This is a genomic window from Lachnoanaerobaculum sanguinis (assembly GCF_033242365.1).
Taxonomy (GTDB): Bacteria; Bacillota; Clostridia; order Lachnospirales; family Lachnospiraceae; genus Lachnoanaerobaculum; species Lachnoanaerobaculum sanguinis.
Map to the genome: position 1 here is coordinate 153,424 of NZ_BTHK01000005.1, position 16,711 is coordinate 170,134.

Sequence of the window (16,711 nt, forward strand, 5' to 3'; positions counted from 1 at the left end):
GTATATTTTGACTAAGATTTTAGTTGAAGTTTTTGTAATAAAATATTATATTTTATAGTATAGCTTTTGTAAAAAGTCTTATGTGAAGTAGAAGAGAAAATGTTGGAGAGTACAAGACTTTTTGACTTAAAAATTATAAATATAGATACCTAGGGGGTCAAATGTTAAAAGGAAGGGTAACAATACCTACAGATGTTGATATCATTGAAGAGACAAAGGAAATAATGGAGCTTTGGGGTGCTGACGCTATCAGAGATTGTGACGGAACAGATATGCCGAAGGAAATAGAGGAACTGGATGCGAAGATCTATGCTACTTATTATACCACCAGAAAGGATAATGAGTGGGCAAAGGCTAATCCTGATGAAGTGCAGCAGATGTATATAATGACTGACTTTCATATGGCAACTGAGGATACTCTTAGAATCAGATTGATGGAAGGCTTACATCCGGATCTTTTGAAAGTCAATGATTATGATGATATAAAAAGATGGTGGGAAGTCATGGACAGGACAATCGGAGAGCCTGTGAGTGACTGGAGTTATGAAGACGGTGAAGTAATTATAAATGCAAAGAAGTACCATGAATATACGGTAAGTTTCTTGGCTTATATCATTTGGGATCCGGTACATATGTACAATGCGGTGACAAACGGCTGGACAAATTTTGAAAAGCAGATAACTTTTGATGTACGTCAGCCAAAAACAAAAGTCTATTCTATGAAGAGACTCAGAAAGTTTTTGGAGGAGCATCCGAAGGTTGATGTAATAAGATTTACTACATTTTTCCATCAGTTCACATTGATATTTGATGAACTTGCAAGACAAAAGTATGTGGATTGGTATGGATATACAGCTTCCGTAAGCCCGTATATTTTAGATCAATTTGAAAAGGAAACCGGAATCAAGTTCAGACCTGAATATATTATAGATCAGGGTTATATGAACAATACTTACAGAGTTCCGTGTAAGGAATATTTCGCCTTCATAGATTTCCAAAGAAGAGAAGTTGCAAAACTTGCTAAAGAGATGGTGGATATAGTTCACGAATACGGCAAGGAAGCGATGATGTTTTTGGGTGATCACTGGATCGGCATGGAGCCTTATATGGAAGAGTTCAAAAATATAGGCTTGGATGCAGTGGTTGGAAGTGTAGGAAACGGTCAGACACTTAGACTTATCAGTGATATAGAAGGCGTGAAGTATACAGAGGGCAGACTTTTGCCTTATTTCTTCCCGGATACATTCCATAAGGGAGGTGATCCGCTTGGAGAGGCAAAGAGAAACTGGATTACAGCAAGAAGAGCAATACTTAGAAAGCCTGTAGACAGAATAGGCTATGGCGGTTATTTGAAGCTTACACTTGATTTTCCTGAGTTTATAGATTATACAAAGCAGGTATGTGATGAGTTTAGAGAATTGTATGCAAATGCGCAAGGTTGTAAGGCTCATTGTATCAAGAAGATTGCAGTGCTAAGCGGTTGGGGAAGATATAAGGCATGGGGAAATCATATGGTACACCATGCTATATACTATAAGAGCAACTATTCATATGCAGGAGTAATAGAGGCACTTAGCGGTTCACCTTTTGATATTGACTTTATCAGTTTCGAAGATATTTTAAAAGATAAGGATATTTTAAACAGATTTGATATAGTTATGAATATCGGTGATGCGAACACAGGACAAACCGGTGGAAAGTATTGGACTGATGAGAGAATACTTACAGCAATAAGAGATTTCATATATAATGGCGGAGGCTTTATAGGTGTAGGTGAGCCGAGCGGATATAATTATCAGGGAAGAACATTGCAGCTTGCAACTCAGCTTGGAGTGGAGCTTGAAAACGGCTTTACTTTGGCAAAAGGCAAGTATTATAAAGAAGTAAAATCACATTTTATTACAGAGGAAGTTTGTGATGAAATATATTTCGGCGAAGGCAAGGACTTCATATATGCACTCGAGGGTACAGATATTCTTGCACTAAGAGGAGATTCAGTACAGCTTGCATGTAAGGAAATTGGAAAAGGACGTACGGTTTATATCAGCGGTTTACCTTACAGTCTGGAAAATAACAGATTGCTTTATAGAGCAATACTTTGGGCTACACATGATGAAGAGGGTATCCACAGATGGTTTAGTACCAACTTGAATGTGGAGGTAAATGCCTATGTGGAAAACAATAAATTCTGTGTGGTAAACAATACCTATGAATCTCAGTCTACAAATGTATACAAGGGGGACGGAAGTTCATTTGAACTTACACTTGAGCCTAATGAAATAAAATGGTTTGAAATAGAGGGAAAAGTATGAAATCGAATGTAATAGAAGTATTGCAGCAATATAATAATTTTACCGAACTGAAAGAGTTTTCGGAGTATGGTAACGGACATATAAATGATACTTATCTTCTGGATTATGAGGGATCGGGTAAGGTTATTTTACAAAAGATAAATAAGTCAATATTTAAAGAGCCGAAGAAGCTTATGGAAAATATTGCCTTGGTAACATCATTTTTAAGAGATAAGATTGAAAAAAACGGCGGAGATCCGGACCGTGAGACTCTAAATCTTATAAAGACCAAAGACGGACAAAGCTTTTATGAGGACAGTAAAGGAGATATTTGGAGAGCCTATAATTTCATAGCGGACACTATATGCTATGAACAGGTTACAAATGCCAAAGAGTTTTATGAGTCGGGTTATGCTTTTGGAAATTTTCAAAATCTTTTAGCAGACTTTCCGGTTAATAAACTTAGTGAAGTTATCAAAAACTTCCATAATACAGAGGACAGATTTGCTACATTTAAAGCACAGATAAATGAAGATCCTCTGGGTAGAGTAAAGGATGTCAAAGAGGAGATAGACTTTTTCTTAAACAGAGAGGAATATACTCATATCTTTAACAGAGCACTTGCAAATAATGAGATTCCTTTGAAGGTTACACATAATGATACCAAGCTTAACAATATTTTATTTGACAAGGATACAAAGAAGGCATTATGTGTAATAGATCTGGATACTATAATGCCGGGAGTTGCGGCATTTGACTTTGGTGATTCTATTCGCTTCGGAGCAAATAAAGGACTTGAGGATGAGGTTGATCTTTCAAAAGTAGGTCTTGATATTGAGTTGTTTGAGGCTTTTACAAGGGGATTTTTGGAAGCTTGCGGTAAGAGTTTAAATAAAAGAGAGATTGAACTTTTGCATATGGGAGCCATAGTAATGACTTATGAATGCGGTATAAGATTTTTAGGAGATTATATTGCAGGAGATAAGTATTTTAAGATAGCAAGAGAAAATCATAATCTTGACCGTGCAAGAACTCAAATAAAGCTTGTTTCGGACATGGAAGAACATATTGAAGAGATGAAAAAGATTGTAGAAAAGTATATTTAGTTTATTGATTAAAAGCCACAAGTGTAGTAAAACATTTGTGGCTGTTTATAGAAACGGATACTGATATGTTAAATAAAAAAATTATACTTTGCGGCTTTATGGCAAGCGGAAAAACAACTGTAGGAAGAGCGTTGGCTAAAGAGATTTCTACCTGTTATGTAGATACAGATGAGCTTTTGATAGAAACCTATGAAATGGATATACCGACCATATTTACAAAATATGGTGAAGACTATTTTAGAGATTTGGAGCATGAAACAGCTAAAAAAGTTTCCGAAATGCCGGCCGGAGTTATTTCCACAGGTGGAGGAATGCTTACCTTTGACAGAAACGGTGAGGTTTTGAAAAAGGGAGGCACTATCATATGCCTTGTAAGGGATTTTGATAAGATTTATGAAGAGCTGCTCTCAGATACAAACAGACCTCTTGCAAGAGATAAGTCAAAGGAAGAACTTAAGCAGATGTATGATATGAGAATTTTAAAATATCAAAAGTATGCCGACTATACTGTGGAGAATAACGGCAGTATAGAAGATTGTGTAAAAAAGATAATATCCATTATTGACGGAAATTAAAATAAATTATATACTGTTACGAAAGTATGTTCGAATGTGTCGAACATTGTAATGGAGAGATGTAATGGATACAAAGTATATAAAAATAAGAGGTGCCAACGAGCACAATTTAAAAAATATATCAGTGGACATACCAAGAGGAGAATTGGTTGTTTTAACAGGGCTTTCCGGTTCCGGAAAGTCCTCTTTGGCGTTCGATACCATATATGCAGAGGGACAAAGAAGATATATGGAGTCAATGTCTTCATATGCCAGAATGTTTCTGGGACAGATGGAAAAGCCTGATGTGGAAAGTATAGAGGGGCTCTCACCTGCGATTTCAATAGATCAAAAGTCTACGAACAGAAACCCGAGGTCTACAGTGGGTACAGTTACGGAGATTTATGATTACCTCAGGCTTTTGTATGCAAGAATAGGTATTCCGCATTGCCCTTGTTGCGGTAAGGAAATACATAGACAGAGTATTGATCAGATGGTCGACAGAGTGCTCACTCTTCCTGAAAAGACTAAGTTTATGATACTTGCACCTGTGGTAAAGGGTAAAAAAGGAAGACATGAAAAGGTACTTGAAAGTGCCAAAAAATCAGGCTATGTACGTGCTATGATTGACGGAAATATGTATGAACTCAGTGAGGAAATTACATTGGAAAAGAATATCAAGCACAGCATTGATATTGTAATAGACAGACTTTCGGTAAAGGAAAATATAGAAAAAAGACTTACAGACTCATTGGAAGCAGCTCTGAATCTTGGTGGCGGCTATGCAACCATTGATGTGATAGACGGTGAGCCAATGAAGTTTTCACAAAACTTTGCCTGTCCTGATTGCGGTATTTCAATTGATGAGGTGGAGCCGAGAACCTTTTCTTTCAACAATCCATTTGGAGCATGCCCTGACTGTGCAGGACTTGGATATACTATGGAATTTGATGAAGATCTTATGATTCCCGATAAATCACTTTCTATAAATCAGGGAGCTATAATAGTACTTGGATGGCAGAGCAGCAATGATAAGAAAAGCTTCAGTAATGCAATGCTAAGAGCACTGGCTGAGAAGTTTAACTTCAGTCTGGATACACCTTTTGAGGACTATCCGAAGGAAATACATGATATATTGATTTACGGTACTACCGAGCAGGTGGATGTAGCATATACGGGTCAGAGAGGTAGCGGAGTATATCCTGTTATATTTGAAGGTCTTATAAAAAATATGGAAAAGCGTTATAGAGAGACATTTTCACAGTCTGCCAAGGAAGAGTATGAGCAGTATATGAGAATTGCACCATGTAAGTCCTGTGGCGGAAGAAGACTTAAAAAAGAGGCTCTTGCTGTAACTCTTGGCGGAAAAAATATCTATGATGCTACAGATGCTTCTATTACCGATTTTAGAAACTTTATAGACAGCTTGGAGCTTACAAAGATGCAGGAAGCTATAGGTGCACTCATTTTAAAGGAGATCAGGGCAAGAGTTACATTCCTTATAGATGTAGGTCTTGACTATCTAAGCCTTACAAGAGCGACAGGTACACTTAGCGGAGGTGAAGCACAAAGAATAAGGCTTGCTACTCAGATTGGTTCGGGGCTTGTAGGTGTGGCTTATATTTTGGATGAGCCAAGTATCGGACTCCATCAAAGAGATAATGATAAGCTTCTTGCCACATTGAAACATCTAAGAGATATAGGAAATTCAGTTTTGGTGGTGGAGCACGATGAAGATACCATGATGGAAGCCGACTATATAGTTGATATAGGTCCGGGAGCCGGAAGTCATGGCGGTGAAGTGGTGGCTACAGGAACTGCTAAGGAAATAATGGCAAATCCGGATTCCATCACCGGCAAATATCTTTCAGGTGAGATAAAGATACCGGTACCGGAGAGCAGAAGAACACCTACAGGTTGGCTTAAAGTCAAAGGGGCAGCTCAAAATAATCTAAAGAATATAAATGTAGATATACCTACAGGAGTGATGACATGTGTTACAGGTGTTTCAGGCTCAGGAAAGTCTTCTTTGGTAAATGAAATAGTATATAAGGCACTTGCTAAGAAGCTAAACCGTGCTCATACTATTCCGGGCAAGTATAAGTCTATAGAGGGTACAGAGCAGCTTGACAAGGTAATTGCAATAGACCAGTCACCGATAGGAAGAACTCCAAGATCAAATCCTGCCACATATACAGGTGTATTTGATATGATCAGAGATCTCTTTGCGGCAACTCAGGATGCCAAGATGAGAGGATATAAGAAGGGGAGATTCAGTTTCAATGTAAAGGGTGGAAGATGTGAGAGCTGTTCAGGTGACGGTATCATAAAGATAGAGATGCATTTTTTGCCTGATGTGTATGTACCATGTGAAGTCTGTGGCGGAAAGAGATACAATAGAGAAACTTTGGAAGTAAAGTATAAGGGTAAATCCATATATGATGTACTGGATATGACTGTGGAGGAGGCTTTAACATTCTTTGAGAATGTGCCTACTATAGCAAGGAAAATACAGACACTGTATGATGTAGGGCTTTCTTATATCAAACTCGGTCAGCCGTCCACAGAGCTGAGCGGTGGAGAGGCTCAGAGAATAAAGCTTGCAACAGAGCTTTCAAAGAGGGCTACAGGAAAGACTATTTATATTTTGGACGAGCCTACTACAGGTCTTCACTTTGCAGATGTACATAAGCTTGTGGAAATACTTAGAAGACTCTCAGACAGCGGGAATACGGTGCTTGTTATAGAGCATAATTTGGATGTTATAAAATGTGCCGATTATATAATAGATATAGGTCCTGAAGGCGGTGCAGGAGGTGGCGAAGTGGTTGCTACCGGTACCCCTGAGGAGATAGCGAATATAGAGAAATCATATACCGGAAAGTATGTGAAAAGATATTTGTAGCAGGGTTAAATATAAGTATACTGTATACATGTGCAATAAGAGTTGATTTAGCAATAAAAAATGATAAAATATAATTGCCTCTTGATAGAGACTATCATTTCAAAAGTTTTATATCAGCAGATATATTTGAAGCTGAATATTAATTTTTGAAAAGTTGGAGGTGATAGAAATGGATTGCATAAATGGTATTGTTTTGCAGAAAGGAATATTTTATGAAACAGGAATTACTTGCAAAAATGAATGCTTATTTAGCAAATCAGGAGATTATGTACATCAAACTACATAATATGCACTGGAATCTGAAGGGACATGGATTTTTCACTCTTCATTCCAAATTAGAGGAATATTACGATCAGACAGCCGAGATTATTGATGAGGTAGCTGAGAGAATACTTGCTAAGGATGCTCTACCGATAGCTAACTTAAAAGAAGCGTTGGAAATTAGCAAGGTAAAGGAACTTCCGGACAAAGCCATCAACATTGACGAGGCTATTCGCATACTTACTATTGATGTTGAATACTGGGTAAACGATTCAAAGGAAATTGTGGAGTTGGCTGATAAGGAAGGCGATGTTGTTACCGCAGATATTTTTACAGGCTATGTAAAAGAATATGAGAAGACATTGTGGATGCTTAAGGCATTTGCACAAAACTAAACACTAAAAAGCTCAAGGCACAGTCGAAAATGGCTGTGCCTTTTAAAAATTTAAATATCCAAAACCGCTACTAAAGTATAATCACTCGGATTTTTAAAATCATGTTTGATATTTGAAACATCAAGGCTCCAGTTTCCGATTCCCGAATACTTTGATGATAATATCATATGGAAGTTGAGCATTGCAGCACCGAGTCCAAGGAAATTATCATCATCTGTAACCATCTCGTCAAGCTGGTTAAACAGATAGATATGAGTTCCGTTTATAACGAAGCGATAATTTTGATGATTCAAAAAGCTTGGTGAAAGGCTGGCTGCATAAAGTGCATCGGCAATGACAGGATCCGCATATTCATCATCAAAATTATATGGGGTATTGAAGTCACTATCAAATGCCAATGCAGTAACAGCAATTTTTGGAGCGATATGTCCGGATTTACTGCTGATACTTACATTTGAAGGTGAGTGTATATCTATCTTTGTAGTATCCTTTTCTTTTTTGCCATACCCAAATGCAATCACAGTTGCTACAGCAAGGTCTGAATCAATAAGTAAAGCCTTCTTTACTATATCGTCATCATCGCATGTAAGGTAGCATGAGGACAATCCCATTTCTTCAAGCTTTAATAAAATATGCTCAGACACAAATCCTGCATTTATAAGGTAATTTTCCTTTTCTTCAGATAACATAACAAGATAGGAAGGAGCATTAAAGGCATTTCCACGATATCCGACCACGCCTGTAAGTCTTTGAGCAGTATCTTCATTTGAAAATATAAGTAATTGAGTATTCACGTCAAAAAGATTTTGAGCTGAATTAAAAAATCCTGTTATCTCATCTAATTTAGCTTGCTCAACAGACTTTTTGAGAAAATCTCTTATAGAATTTCTCTTTTCAATAAGTTCTAAATAATTCATACATTTATTCCCTCCACAGTACAAATTCCAAAAGATTGAATTATATATATTATACAAAAAAAAGCCTGTAAGGTCAATTTTATATATGTTTTTATTTGAAAAACATAAGAAATACAAAGGTTAACTCTTAAATATTTTTGGGAGTAAAATATATAGATGATAGGATATAGTCATATAAAAGCCGATATGCATTATGCCTAATTATTTCGTTAAAGAATGGTAAAGATGCCAATATACAAAAGAACATTAAATGATATTATCATATTAATAACGATAGAATCGTATTTATTAAAAAATAAAAAGGAGCGTATTTATGTTAAAGGGTATTCCGGAAAGAATAGGATCTGATTTATTGAAGGCAATGGCAGATATGGGACATGGAGATCTGATGGTAATTGCAGATGATTTTTATCCTCCTTACAGTAAAAGTCCGAATGCGATAAGTATACAGGCAAAAGGCAACAGTGCAGCCGAGATGTTGGAGGCAATACTACAGCTGTTGCCTATAGATACCGACTACGCCGTTCATCCTGTTGAATACATGGTTCCGGATTCGGATTCAGGTGTTGTTATGGATAGTAATAAAGTATGGGAAGATATAAAAGCTGTGGCGGAAAAATATGGGTATAAAGACGCTGTAGGAACTATTGAGAGAACAAAGTTTTATGAAAAAGCCGGAAGGGCATTTGTCACTGTATGTACAAGTGAAAGACAGCCATACGGCTGTATAATACTCCAAAAGGGAGTAATGTAAAAATAAAAACCGATACCAATAATAAAAACGTCAAGTCTTGCAGCTTGGCGTTTTTGTTAGAAAACAGTTGTTAAAAAATTATTCTTTATATAAAATTTATTATTATAATTGCATTTATTAGATATTATGATATAATAAGCTTACAATATTATTAAGTGGAGTAGGGTATAAATATTAACAATTATGAAGTGATTTTATACCCATATGTCTAGACAAGGAGGATTTATATGACAGGTTTACCACTTATATTCGTGTTTATTTTGGCGGTTATCGTTATGATAGTTGCCATCTCAAAGTTTGGTGTACATCCGTTTATATCTATTATGTGTATATCACTTATTTTGGGACTTGTAGCAGGAATACCGCTTGTAGATAAGACATTGGAAGACGGAACAAAGATACAAGGTCTTGCAAGTGTTATCGGAGCAGGATTTTCAGGTACTTTTTCAAGTATAGGTATTGTTATCATACTTGGTGCTCTGATCGGAACTATTTTGGAGAAAACAGGTGCGGCTTTTAAACTGGCAGATATGGTTATAAAGCTGGTTGGAAGAAACAATCCTGTTTTGGCGGTAGAGCTTATGGGTTGGGTAGTTTCAATTCCTGTATTCTGTGATTCTGGATTTGTTATCTTAAACCCTATCAGAAAAGCCTTGGTAAAGAGAACGGCAGAGTCGTCTGTGGCTATGACTGTAGGACTTTCGGCAGGTCTATACATATCACATGTATTTATACCGCCTACACCGGGACCTATAGCGGCAGCTTCTACACTCGGTATCGGTGACAATCTCTTACTTGTAATGGGTATGGGTGCAGTATGTTCTATATTCCCTCTTTTAGCAGGTTTATTCTATGCTAAATTTATCGGCAAGAGTGTAAAAGCTGATGATGAGGCTGATTCAGGTGAAGTTACAAAGACATATGAAGAGCTTGTAGCTGAATACGGCAAGCTTCCAAGCGGACCGATGTCTTTAGCACCTATCTTAGTTCCTGTATTACTTATGGCTATTGCATCAATAGTTGCAATGATGAAGATGGACGGAGTATTTGCGGATGTTTTAAAATTCCTCGGAACACCTATTATAGCTCTTGCAGTCGGTACGGTTTTCGGTGTATTACAGCTTCAGGGTACAGGTAAAATGAAGGAGTTCTACAGTATTACAAATGAGACATTAAAGACTGTAGGACCTATATTGTTCGTGACTGCGGCAGGTGGTGTACTCGGTAAGGTTATAGCATCTTCGGATATGGTTAACTTTATAAAGGATCATGCAGCGGTTCTCAGCACAATGGGTATGCTTTTCCCGTTCTTATTATCCGCTATTTTAAAGAGTGCACAGGGTTCATCCACAGTAGCTCTTACAACTACTGCAGGTATTGTGGCTCCACTGTTACCGGCACTTGGATTTGCAAGTCCTATGAGTGCTACACTTGTAACTATGGCAATCGGTGCTGGTGCAATGACTGTTTCACATGCCAATGACTCATATTTCTGGGTTGTTACAAACTTCGGTGCGATGTCACCTGAAAAGGGATATAAGACACAGACTGTATGTACATTGCTCTTAGGTATTGCAGGTATTGTTGAAATAATGCTTCTCAGCTTATTTTTACACTAATTAAATAGACTTTTATAAAGAGGCACAAATTTTATTTTTGTAAGATTTGTGCCTTATTTTTATTGAAAAATATTATATTATGAAATCTGCTGACAGTAATTTTTATATATGGTATATTTATATTGATTGCGCTTAAGGCGTTTTAAGGATGGATTCCTGGACTGATTTTATCTAATCAGAAAAATAATATAAATTTTATAGGAAAATAACATGGAATTACTTGAACAATGTAAAACCTGGAATGATGACGGTGATTATGAGAGCGTAGTTGATGCACTTGAAATATTGCCTGAGAATGCCAGAACACCTGAAATGGATTCGGAACTTGCAAGAGCCTATAATAACCTTGGAGAACCGGGGGAATATAAGTTGTTTGCACAGGCGCTTGAACTGTTAAAGCCTCATGAAGAATATTTTAGAGGAAATCATAAGTATTATTTCAGGCTGGCATATTCATACTATTATTTGGATGAAGACGGACTTGCCCTGCACTACTTCAAAAAAGCTTTGGATTCAAAGCCGGGAGACAGTGATACTATAGAAATGATGACTTCCTGTGCCGATATGCTTTCAGAATCGGATTTAAGAATAAAAATGTCTGAAAGAGTAAGCTCGATGTGGGAAGATGTAAGAAAAGATATAAATAAGTACAATAAACTTGATAAAGACTTTTATTCAAATGCTTTGTCTATCATAGCAAAAGGTATTAAGGAAATATCAAAAAGAACCGATGCACATATAACAGGTGACAGAACAATGGAACTTGAGGCAGGTGATGATAAATCCTATATTTTCATGCTTCAATATGTACTTGATGTAATGCCAGGAGATTTAAGAGAGCTTTTTGATATAAGAATAGGTATATCACCGAAATCGGATATTCCGGATACATCTTTTTTTAACGACAGAGAGTATGATATAACAGGACTTAGATTTTTTGTCAGTGATGATAGGCAGATAGTGATATATGCTGATGAATTCGATATTCCCTTGGAGGTGTTTGAGAAGCTCTTTATTGATATATTCGGTGAAATAGATCTGATGGCAAATGATTTTGAGTTTGATTTTGCAGATAAAGAGGATTTTGATTCTCCTAACGATGAGACTTGCAGCATAGTACTTAAGTTTAAAAACAGGGAAGATTTTTTAAAGGAATGTGTTGACTACAGAGGACTTAGAGCATGTACCGAGGGTAAGGGCGCAAGGCTTGGAATAAATGCAAAAGACTATCTGAAAATGTATTCAGGCTATCAGTTGCCTTCTATAGTGGAGGATGAGATAAGAGAGGATATATATACAGGAACCACCTGTTTACCTTCTCTTGTAAGTGAGTATATGTCCTCAAATCTGTTTGATAAAATGCCGATAATGGATGAGTTATACAGAAACGGAGTTGCGGCCGGATTTTTCTGTTTCAGCCTGGACATGAAGAAACATTCCGATGATATGCTTGAATATGAGTTTGAAATAATGAATTTACGAAGTCAGCTTATTGATTATATTATGAAAAAGCTGAAAGAAAAGAACAGAGAACATGATATCGCATTCCTTGAGGGTGCAACCGGTAAAAAATACGGATATCTTGATTTTTTAATATTTGGAAGTTTTATGCTTATAATGAATACTGCATGTGATTTTTTTGAAAAGAATAAAATACCTTTTGCAGGCTATAAAACTTTTAGAAAAATATCAAAAATAATAACTTTTGTGGAGGACTAATGTTTAATTTTTTTAAGAAAAAGCAGAATGAGGTAGAGATACCACAGGTACAACCTATGGCTGCATGGGAGGAAAACTCCTATATGCATGTACTTTCAAATCTTGTAGATGATGAAGATATTGAAGGTGCAAGGGAAAGAATTGAAGCGATTGAAGGTGTAAAACTTATAGAGTTTAATGAAAAAGATGACGGATCAGGAAATCTTACATTGGAATATAAAGGTGAAGAGTATGGTGTAGGATTCTATTTTGAGGACTTTGTTTTGGAAAGTTTGTATTCTTTGCAGAACCAAAAGATTCATGATGAGGACTTTTTAGAGATAAAGGAAAAGGATACTTCATTTGTTATTCATATGAACTTTAATAAGAATTATTTTGATTCATATCATTTACAGCTAAAGCTTATAATGGCATTTTTCCCTGACACACTTGCTGTAGTGGATGAAAGTGCAGAGAGACTTTTAAGCGGAAGATGGGTAAAACTTGCGGCAGAGTCAAGTGTTACACCTAATGCCGAAAGTTTATTTACCGTACAGGCGGTATTTGATGATGAAACAAAGAAAGTTTGGCTTCATACACATGGTATGTGCAGAACAGGCTTTTCGGAGTTTGAACTTTTAGATGTAAGTCAGGACAATGCAAATGATATTTATTACTTATTAAATACAGTGGCTTGTAGAGTACTGTATCAAAATGAGGCTATAGAAGATTATATTTTCCTGGGTGAGTTCATAGACGGAAATGAGATAGTAGTTGCACCACTTCCTTGGAATGTTGCTATTGAAAAATATCCTTCTACCATACTTGGAGGCCCTGCGGACAGAGTTGACAGTCACAATACAAACAGTCAGGTTATTTTCCTTTTCTTATCTGAGGAGGATGCAAATAACGGTAAGTATACAAAGCCTTCCGAGATAGAGGACAAGCTTATCGAAAATCCGCTCTATTATTATACAAATGAGCAAACAGATCATATGAAGTTTATGGCAAGAGACAGATATGAACTTTTGAGAAATGCAATTTTGGAAAATCCAAGTTACAGAGCATTGATAAAGGTCGGATTGCCTACAGACGGTGAGGATGGAAAGCCTGATTATGAAAACCTTGAGCACATCTGGTTTGAACTTATAGAATTTACAGAGGAAGGATTTAAGGCGGTTCTTACACAGGCACCATATAGAGTTTCAGCCATGAAAGAAGGAGATGAGGGTGAATATACCGTCAATGATGTAACAGATTGGATTATTTATACAGATGAAATGAGTATAGATCCGAATACTGCATATTTATTATAGGGGGAGAGGTTATGTTTTTTACAAACATAAAGCTTGCTAAGAAGTATAATTATTTAAATGAAAAGTTTTTGGCTGCATATGACTGGTTAAGAAACAATGATTTAAAGGCATTGGAGCCGGGTAAGTATGAAATAGCGGGTGATGATGTGGTTGCTAATGTACAGGTGTATAACACATTGCCTGTTGAAGAAAAAAGATTTGAGGCACATGATAAATTCTTTGATATCCAGTGTCTGGTGGAAGGTGTTGAATTTTTCGGGGTATGCAATAGAGAAGGTCTTAAAGTAAGTGAAAGTAAACCTGAAAATGATGTCATTTTCTATGATAAACCGGAGGTATATGGACATGTTATACTCTATCCCGGAGACTTTATAGTAGTAGCACCGGAAGATGCACATATGCCAGGATGCGCACTTACTGCTCCTGCAGCTGCCAAAAAGGTGGTTGTAAAAGTAAGGGTATGATAAAAAAGGGTTTTTTAATCGGGCTTTTGCTTTTCGGTATATTTTTCGGAGCGGGAAATCTGATTTTTCCGGCAGAACTCGGATTTAGGGCAGGGGTGAATTTCTATCCGGCAATACTCGGTTTTGTATTATCAGGAGTAGGTATAGCAATAATTACTCTGGTACTTGGCACTATGGTAAAAGGTGGATATAAAAATGAAATCAGTATAAAGGTGGACCCGAAGTTTGCCACATCATATCTGACAATATTATATCTTGCCATCGGACCTTTCTTTGCAATACCGAGAACTGCAGGAACATCATTTTCAATAGGAATAGCGCCTGTAACAGGTAACGGAAGATTGCCGCTTCTTATATTCAGTGCAATTTATTTTTTATTTGCATACCTTATAGCAATCAACCCGTCAAAGCTGATGGACAGAGTCGGTAAGATACTTACACCTATGTTTGCAATGCTTATAATTATTCTTATAGCTGTTGGTAATATGAATTTCCATGCATTAAATCAGGGTGAAATGAGTAATTCAATGTCTGCTCTTAAGACAGGTTTTTTGGAAGGATACAATACTTTGGATGCCCTGGCTTCAGTGAGCTTTTGCCTGATTGCAACTTCAAGTATAAAGACTTTCGGATTTTCGTCAAAGAAGGAATATATAAAGATAATGGCGATAGTCGGTATAGTGACGGCCATATTCTTCAGCAGCCTGTATATAGGTCTTGGAGCATTGGGAAATAAATTCAGTGTACCGGCAGAGGTATTGGCAGATCCTAATACCAATATAGGAACCTATATCTTGTCAAAAAGCTCATACGAACTTTTTGGCAGCTTCGGACAGGTATTTTTAGGTGCAATGACTATACTTACCTGCTTTACAACTACTGCAGGTCTTATTGTGGTGGTGTCGGAGTATTTTGTGGACACATTTCCAAGATTTAAGTATAAGACTTATGTGAATATATTTACTTTAATAGGATTTGCAATGTCAAACTTCGGACTGAATACTATAATTAAGATATCTGTGCCTGTACTTAGAATTTTATATCCGATTACAATAGTTATAGTTGCAATAATTATATTAAATAAATTTGTAAGACTTTCAAAGTCCGGGATGGCGGTTACAGTGATTTTAACAACTGTTTTTTCCGGAATAGAAGTTATGGGCAGTGTTTTAAAAGTCAAGGCGATAAACACCGTTATGTCTTTCTTTATAGGAGGAGATTCGGGATTTTTCTGGATAAATATTGCGGTTTTGGGAATAGTACTGTCACTTTTACTGAGAGATAAAATAAAGGGCGAGAACTTTGAAATATAAAATGAGCTGTTATAGGGGAGACCTTATAACAGCTCATTTTTTAGAATCTTAAAACTTTCATAGATGTTGCTTCATGTGATGCAAGACTGTAAGCACAGTTCTTATCAAGGGATTCCATTCTTACCCATTCAAGGGAACGCATGGTGGCTTCTTTATCGACTGTGACAGCAGGAGGAGCAAGCTCTTTCCATGCAAGCTCTCCATATCCTGCGTCGGAGTACAATAATGTAAATTTATTATTTTCAGATGTTACTTTTACTCCAAACATTCCGGCAGAATGCCCGTAGAGCTTCATAAGTATAATGGAGCCGTCACCTAAGAGATCCAAAGACTTTTCAAAAGGTCCTTCCTTACCGTTCCAGTCAAAAACAGAAATATTTGCATTCTTCCACCAGCTTCTTGAATATCTTAAAGGATTTTTCACAGCAGCCTTTGCCTCATCTCTTGAAACAAGAATTTTGGTTTCCGAAGAAATATCTGCAACACCGCTGACATTCTCAAAGTCCAAATGTGTAAGAAGCACATAGTCAATATCCTTTGGCGAAATATTGATCTCTTCAAGTCTTGACAAAAGAGATGAATCTTTTTTTAAGTGAAAATGTGTGGAAGCAAAGGTTAGAGGTGCCTTTATAGCTTTTAACTGTTTGTCAAGGCTGAGAGGCTCTTCAGATTCCAATTCCCTTTTTATACCTGTATCTACAAGAATATTTTTGTTACCTGTTTGTATAAGGAATGAAAGTACCGGAATATTTACTCTATCCTCACTTTTAAGTAATAAACCATGTGTCTGCGGATTAAAGCCGGTGTTTCCATTATATGCAAGAGAAGGAGCTACCATCACTTCTCCGGTTTGTAATATATGTATTTTCATAAATAACCATACCTTAAATTTATTTTTAGTTGTTTCAAATACTATTATACAAAACATAATACTTAAGGTCAAACTTAATATATTTTTTGGTTGCTAAGACCTATCTCATTACGTATAATCCCGTCTTTGACAGTTTTAAAAGTTAAAAAGCCCTTGAAACCCAGTGTTTTACTGGCTTTCAGGGCTTTTGTATTTCGTTTTGAAACTTAAAAAATAGTATTTTATTTTCCTTTACTTTGTTTTTGTA

The 16,711-nt window shown here is 36.6% G+C and carries 13 protein-coding genes; 11 read left to right on the forward strand and 2 right to left on the reverse strand.

Annotation, left to right across the window (positions count from 1 at the left end):
* The first annotated feature begins 161 nt into the window (after positions 1–161).
* The 5 genes from gnpA (at position 162) to SBH76_RS04985 (ending at position 7,512) form a co-directional block, all read left to right on the forward strand.
* A complete protein-coding gene (gene gnpA / locus SBH76_RS04965; protein WP_317977008.1) occupies positions 162–2,312 on the forward strand; it encodes a 1,3-beta-galactosyl-N-acetylhexosamine phosphorylase in 2,151 nt (716 codons plus the stop codon).
* Positions 2,309–3,397, forward strand: a complete 1,089-nt coding sequence (locus tag SBH76_RS04970) for a phosphotransferase enzyme family protein (protein ID WP_317977009.1) — start codon at positions 2,309–2,311, stop codon at positions 3,395–3,397. The genes gnpA and SBH76_RS04970 overlap by 4 nt, the downstream gene beginning before the upstream one ends.
* Positions 3,398–3,462: 65 nt before the next feature.
* Positions 3,463–3,972 (forward strand): shikimate kinase, encoded by a 510-nt coding sequence (locus tag SBH76_RS04975; RefSeq protein ID WP_317977010.1) that lies wholly within the window; start codon positions 3,463–3,465, stop codon positions 3,970–3,972.
* 64 nt (positions 3,973–4,036) lie between these two features.
* A complete protein-coding gene (gene uvrA, locus SBH76_RS04980) occupies positions 4,037–6,856 on the forward strand; it encodes an excinuclease ABC subunit UvrA (protein ID WP_317977011.1) in 2,820 nt (939 codons plus the stop codon).
* A 212-nt stretch (positions 6,857–7,068) separates the two neighbouring features.
* Positions 7,069–7,512, forward strand: a complete 444-nt coding sequence (locus tag SBH76_RS04985) for a Dps family protein (RefSeq protein ID WP_034212781.1) — start codon at positions 7,069–7,071, stop codon at positions 7,510–7,512.
* A gap of 50 nt (positions 7,513–7,562) precedes the next feature.
* Here SBH76_RS04985 and SBH76_RS04990 read toward each other — a convergent pair whose 3' ends face one another.
* On the reverse strand, positions 7,563–8,429 hold the full coding sequence (locus tag SBH76_RS04990) for a nitroreductase family protein (protein WP_317977012.1): 867 nt from the start codon (positions 8,427–8,429) through the stop codon (positions 7,563–7,565).
* A gap of 313 nt (positions 8,430–8,742) precedes the next feature.
* On the opposite strand from SBH76_RS04990, the gene SBH76_RS04995 reads away from it, so the two are divergent.
* From SBH76_RS04995 to brnQ, 6 genes are all read left to right on the forward strand, one after another.
* Positions 8,743–9,183 carry an RbsD/FucU family protein gene (locus SBH76_RS04995; protein ID WP_317977013.1) on the forward strand — a complete coding sequence of 147 codons (441 nt, stop codon included), beginning with the start codon at positions 8,743–8,745 and terminating at the stop codon, positions 9,181–9,183.
* 227 nt (positions 9,184–9,410) lie between these two features.
* Positions 9,411–10,802, forward strand: a complete 1,392-nt coding sequence (locus SBH76_RS05000) for a GntP family permease (protein WP_317977014.1) — start codon at positions 9,411–9,413, stop codon at positions 10,800–10,802.
* A gap of 210 nt (positions 10,803–11,012) precedes the next feature.
* The gene (locus SBH76_RS05005; protein WP_317977015.1) at positions 11,013–12,521 is read left to right on the forward strand and encodes a tetratricopeptide repeat protein; all 1,509 of its coding nucleotides are present in this window, start codon (positions 11,013–11,015) and stop codon (positions 12,519–12,521) included.
* Positions 12,521–13,816 carry a DUF4026 domain-containing protein gene (locus SBH76_RS05010; protein ID WP_317977016.1) on the forward strand — a complete coding sequence of 432 codons (1,296 nt, stop codon included), beginning with the start codon at positions 12,521–12,523 and terminating at the stop codon, positions 13,814–13,816. The genes SBH76_RS05005 and SBH76_RS05010 overlap by 1 nt, the downstream gene beginning before the upstream one ends.
* A gap of 11 nt (positions 13,817–13,827) precedes the next feature.
* On the forward strand, positions 13,828–14,280 hold the full coding sequence (locus SBH76_RS05015; RefSeq protein ID WP_317977017.1) for a NanQ anomerase/TabA/YiaL family protein: 453 nt from the start codon (positions 13,828–13,830) through the stop codon (positions 14,278–14,280).
* Positions 14,277–15,593: a branched-chain amino acid transport system II carrier protein gene (brnQ, locus tag SBH76_RS05020; protein ID WP_317977018.1), complete on the forward strand. Its 1,317-nt coding sequence runs from the start codon at positions 14,277–14,279 to the stop codon at positions 15,591–15,593. Before SBH76_RS05015 ends, brnQ begins: the two co-directional genes overlap by 4 nt.
* Positions 15,594–15,633: 40 nt before the next feature.
* Here the strand turns inward: brnQ and SBH76_RS05025 are convergent, their stop codons facing one another.
* Entirely contained in the window at positions 15,634–16,464 is an 831-nt protein-coding gene (locus tag SBH76_RS05025; protein WP_317977019.1) for an MBL fold metallo-hydrolase, read from the reverse strand.
* Positions 16,465–16,711 lie beyond the last annotated feature (247 nt).

Excerpts from the sequence above, each read along its gene's own strand:
- SBH76_RS05005 (WP_317977015.1), top strand. The coding sequence starts at position 11,013 with ATGGAATTACTTGAACAATGTAAAACCTGGAATGATGACGGTGATTAT.
- gnpA (WP_317977008.1), top strand. The coding sequence starts at position 162 with ATGTTAAAAGGAAGGGTAACAATACCTACAGATGTTGATATCATTGAA.
- uvrA (WP_317977011.1), top strand. The coding sequence starts at position 4,037 with ATGGATACAAAGTATATAAAAATAAGAGGTGCCAACGAGCACAATTTA.
- SBH76_RS05010 (WP_317977016.1), top strand. The coding sequence starts at position 12,521 with ATGTTTAATTTTTTTAAGAAAAAGCAGAATGAGGTAGAGATACCACAG.
- SBH76_RS04975 (WP_317977010.1), top strand. The coding sequence starts at position 3,463 with ATGTTAAATAAAAAAATTATACTTTGCGGCTTTATGGCAAGCGGAAAA.
- SBH76_RS04990 (WP_317977012.1), bottom strand. The coding sequence starts at position 8,429 with ATGAATTATTTAGAACTTATTGAAAAGAGAAATTCTATAAGAGATTTT.
- SBH76_RS04970 (WP_317977009.1), top strand. The coding sequence starts at position 2,309 with ATGAAATCGAATGTAATAGAAGTATTGCAGCAATATAATAATTTTACC.
- SBH76_RS05000 (WP_317977014.1), top strand. The coding sequence starts at position 9,411 with ATGACAGGTTTACCACTTATATTCGTGTTTATTTTGGCGGTTATCGTT.
- SBH76_RS04985 (WP_034212781.1), top strand. The coding sequence starts at position 7,069 with ATGAAACAGGAATTACTTGCAAAAATGAATGCTTATTTAGCAAATCAG.
- SBH76_RS05025 (WP_317977019.1), bottom strand. The coding sequence starts at position 16,464 with ATGAAAATACATATATTACAAACCGGAGAAGTGATGGTAGCTCCTTCT.
- brnQ (WP_317977018.1), top strand. The coding sequence starts at position 14,277 with ATGATAAAAAAGGGTTTTTTAATCGGGCTTTTGCTTTTCGGTATATTT.
- SBH76_RS05015 (WP_317977017.1), top strand. The coding sequence starts at position 13,828 with ATGTTTTTTACAAACATAAAGCTTGCTAAGAAGTATAATTATTTAAAT.
- SBH76_RS04995 (WP_317977013.1), top strand. The coding sequence starts at position 8,743 with ATGTTAAAGGGTATTCCGGAAAGAATAGGATCTGATTTATTGAAGGCA.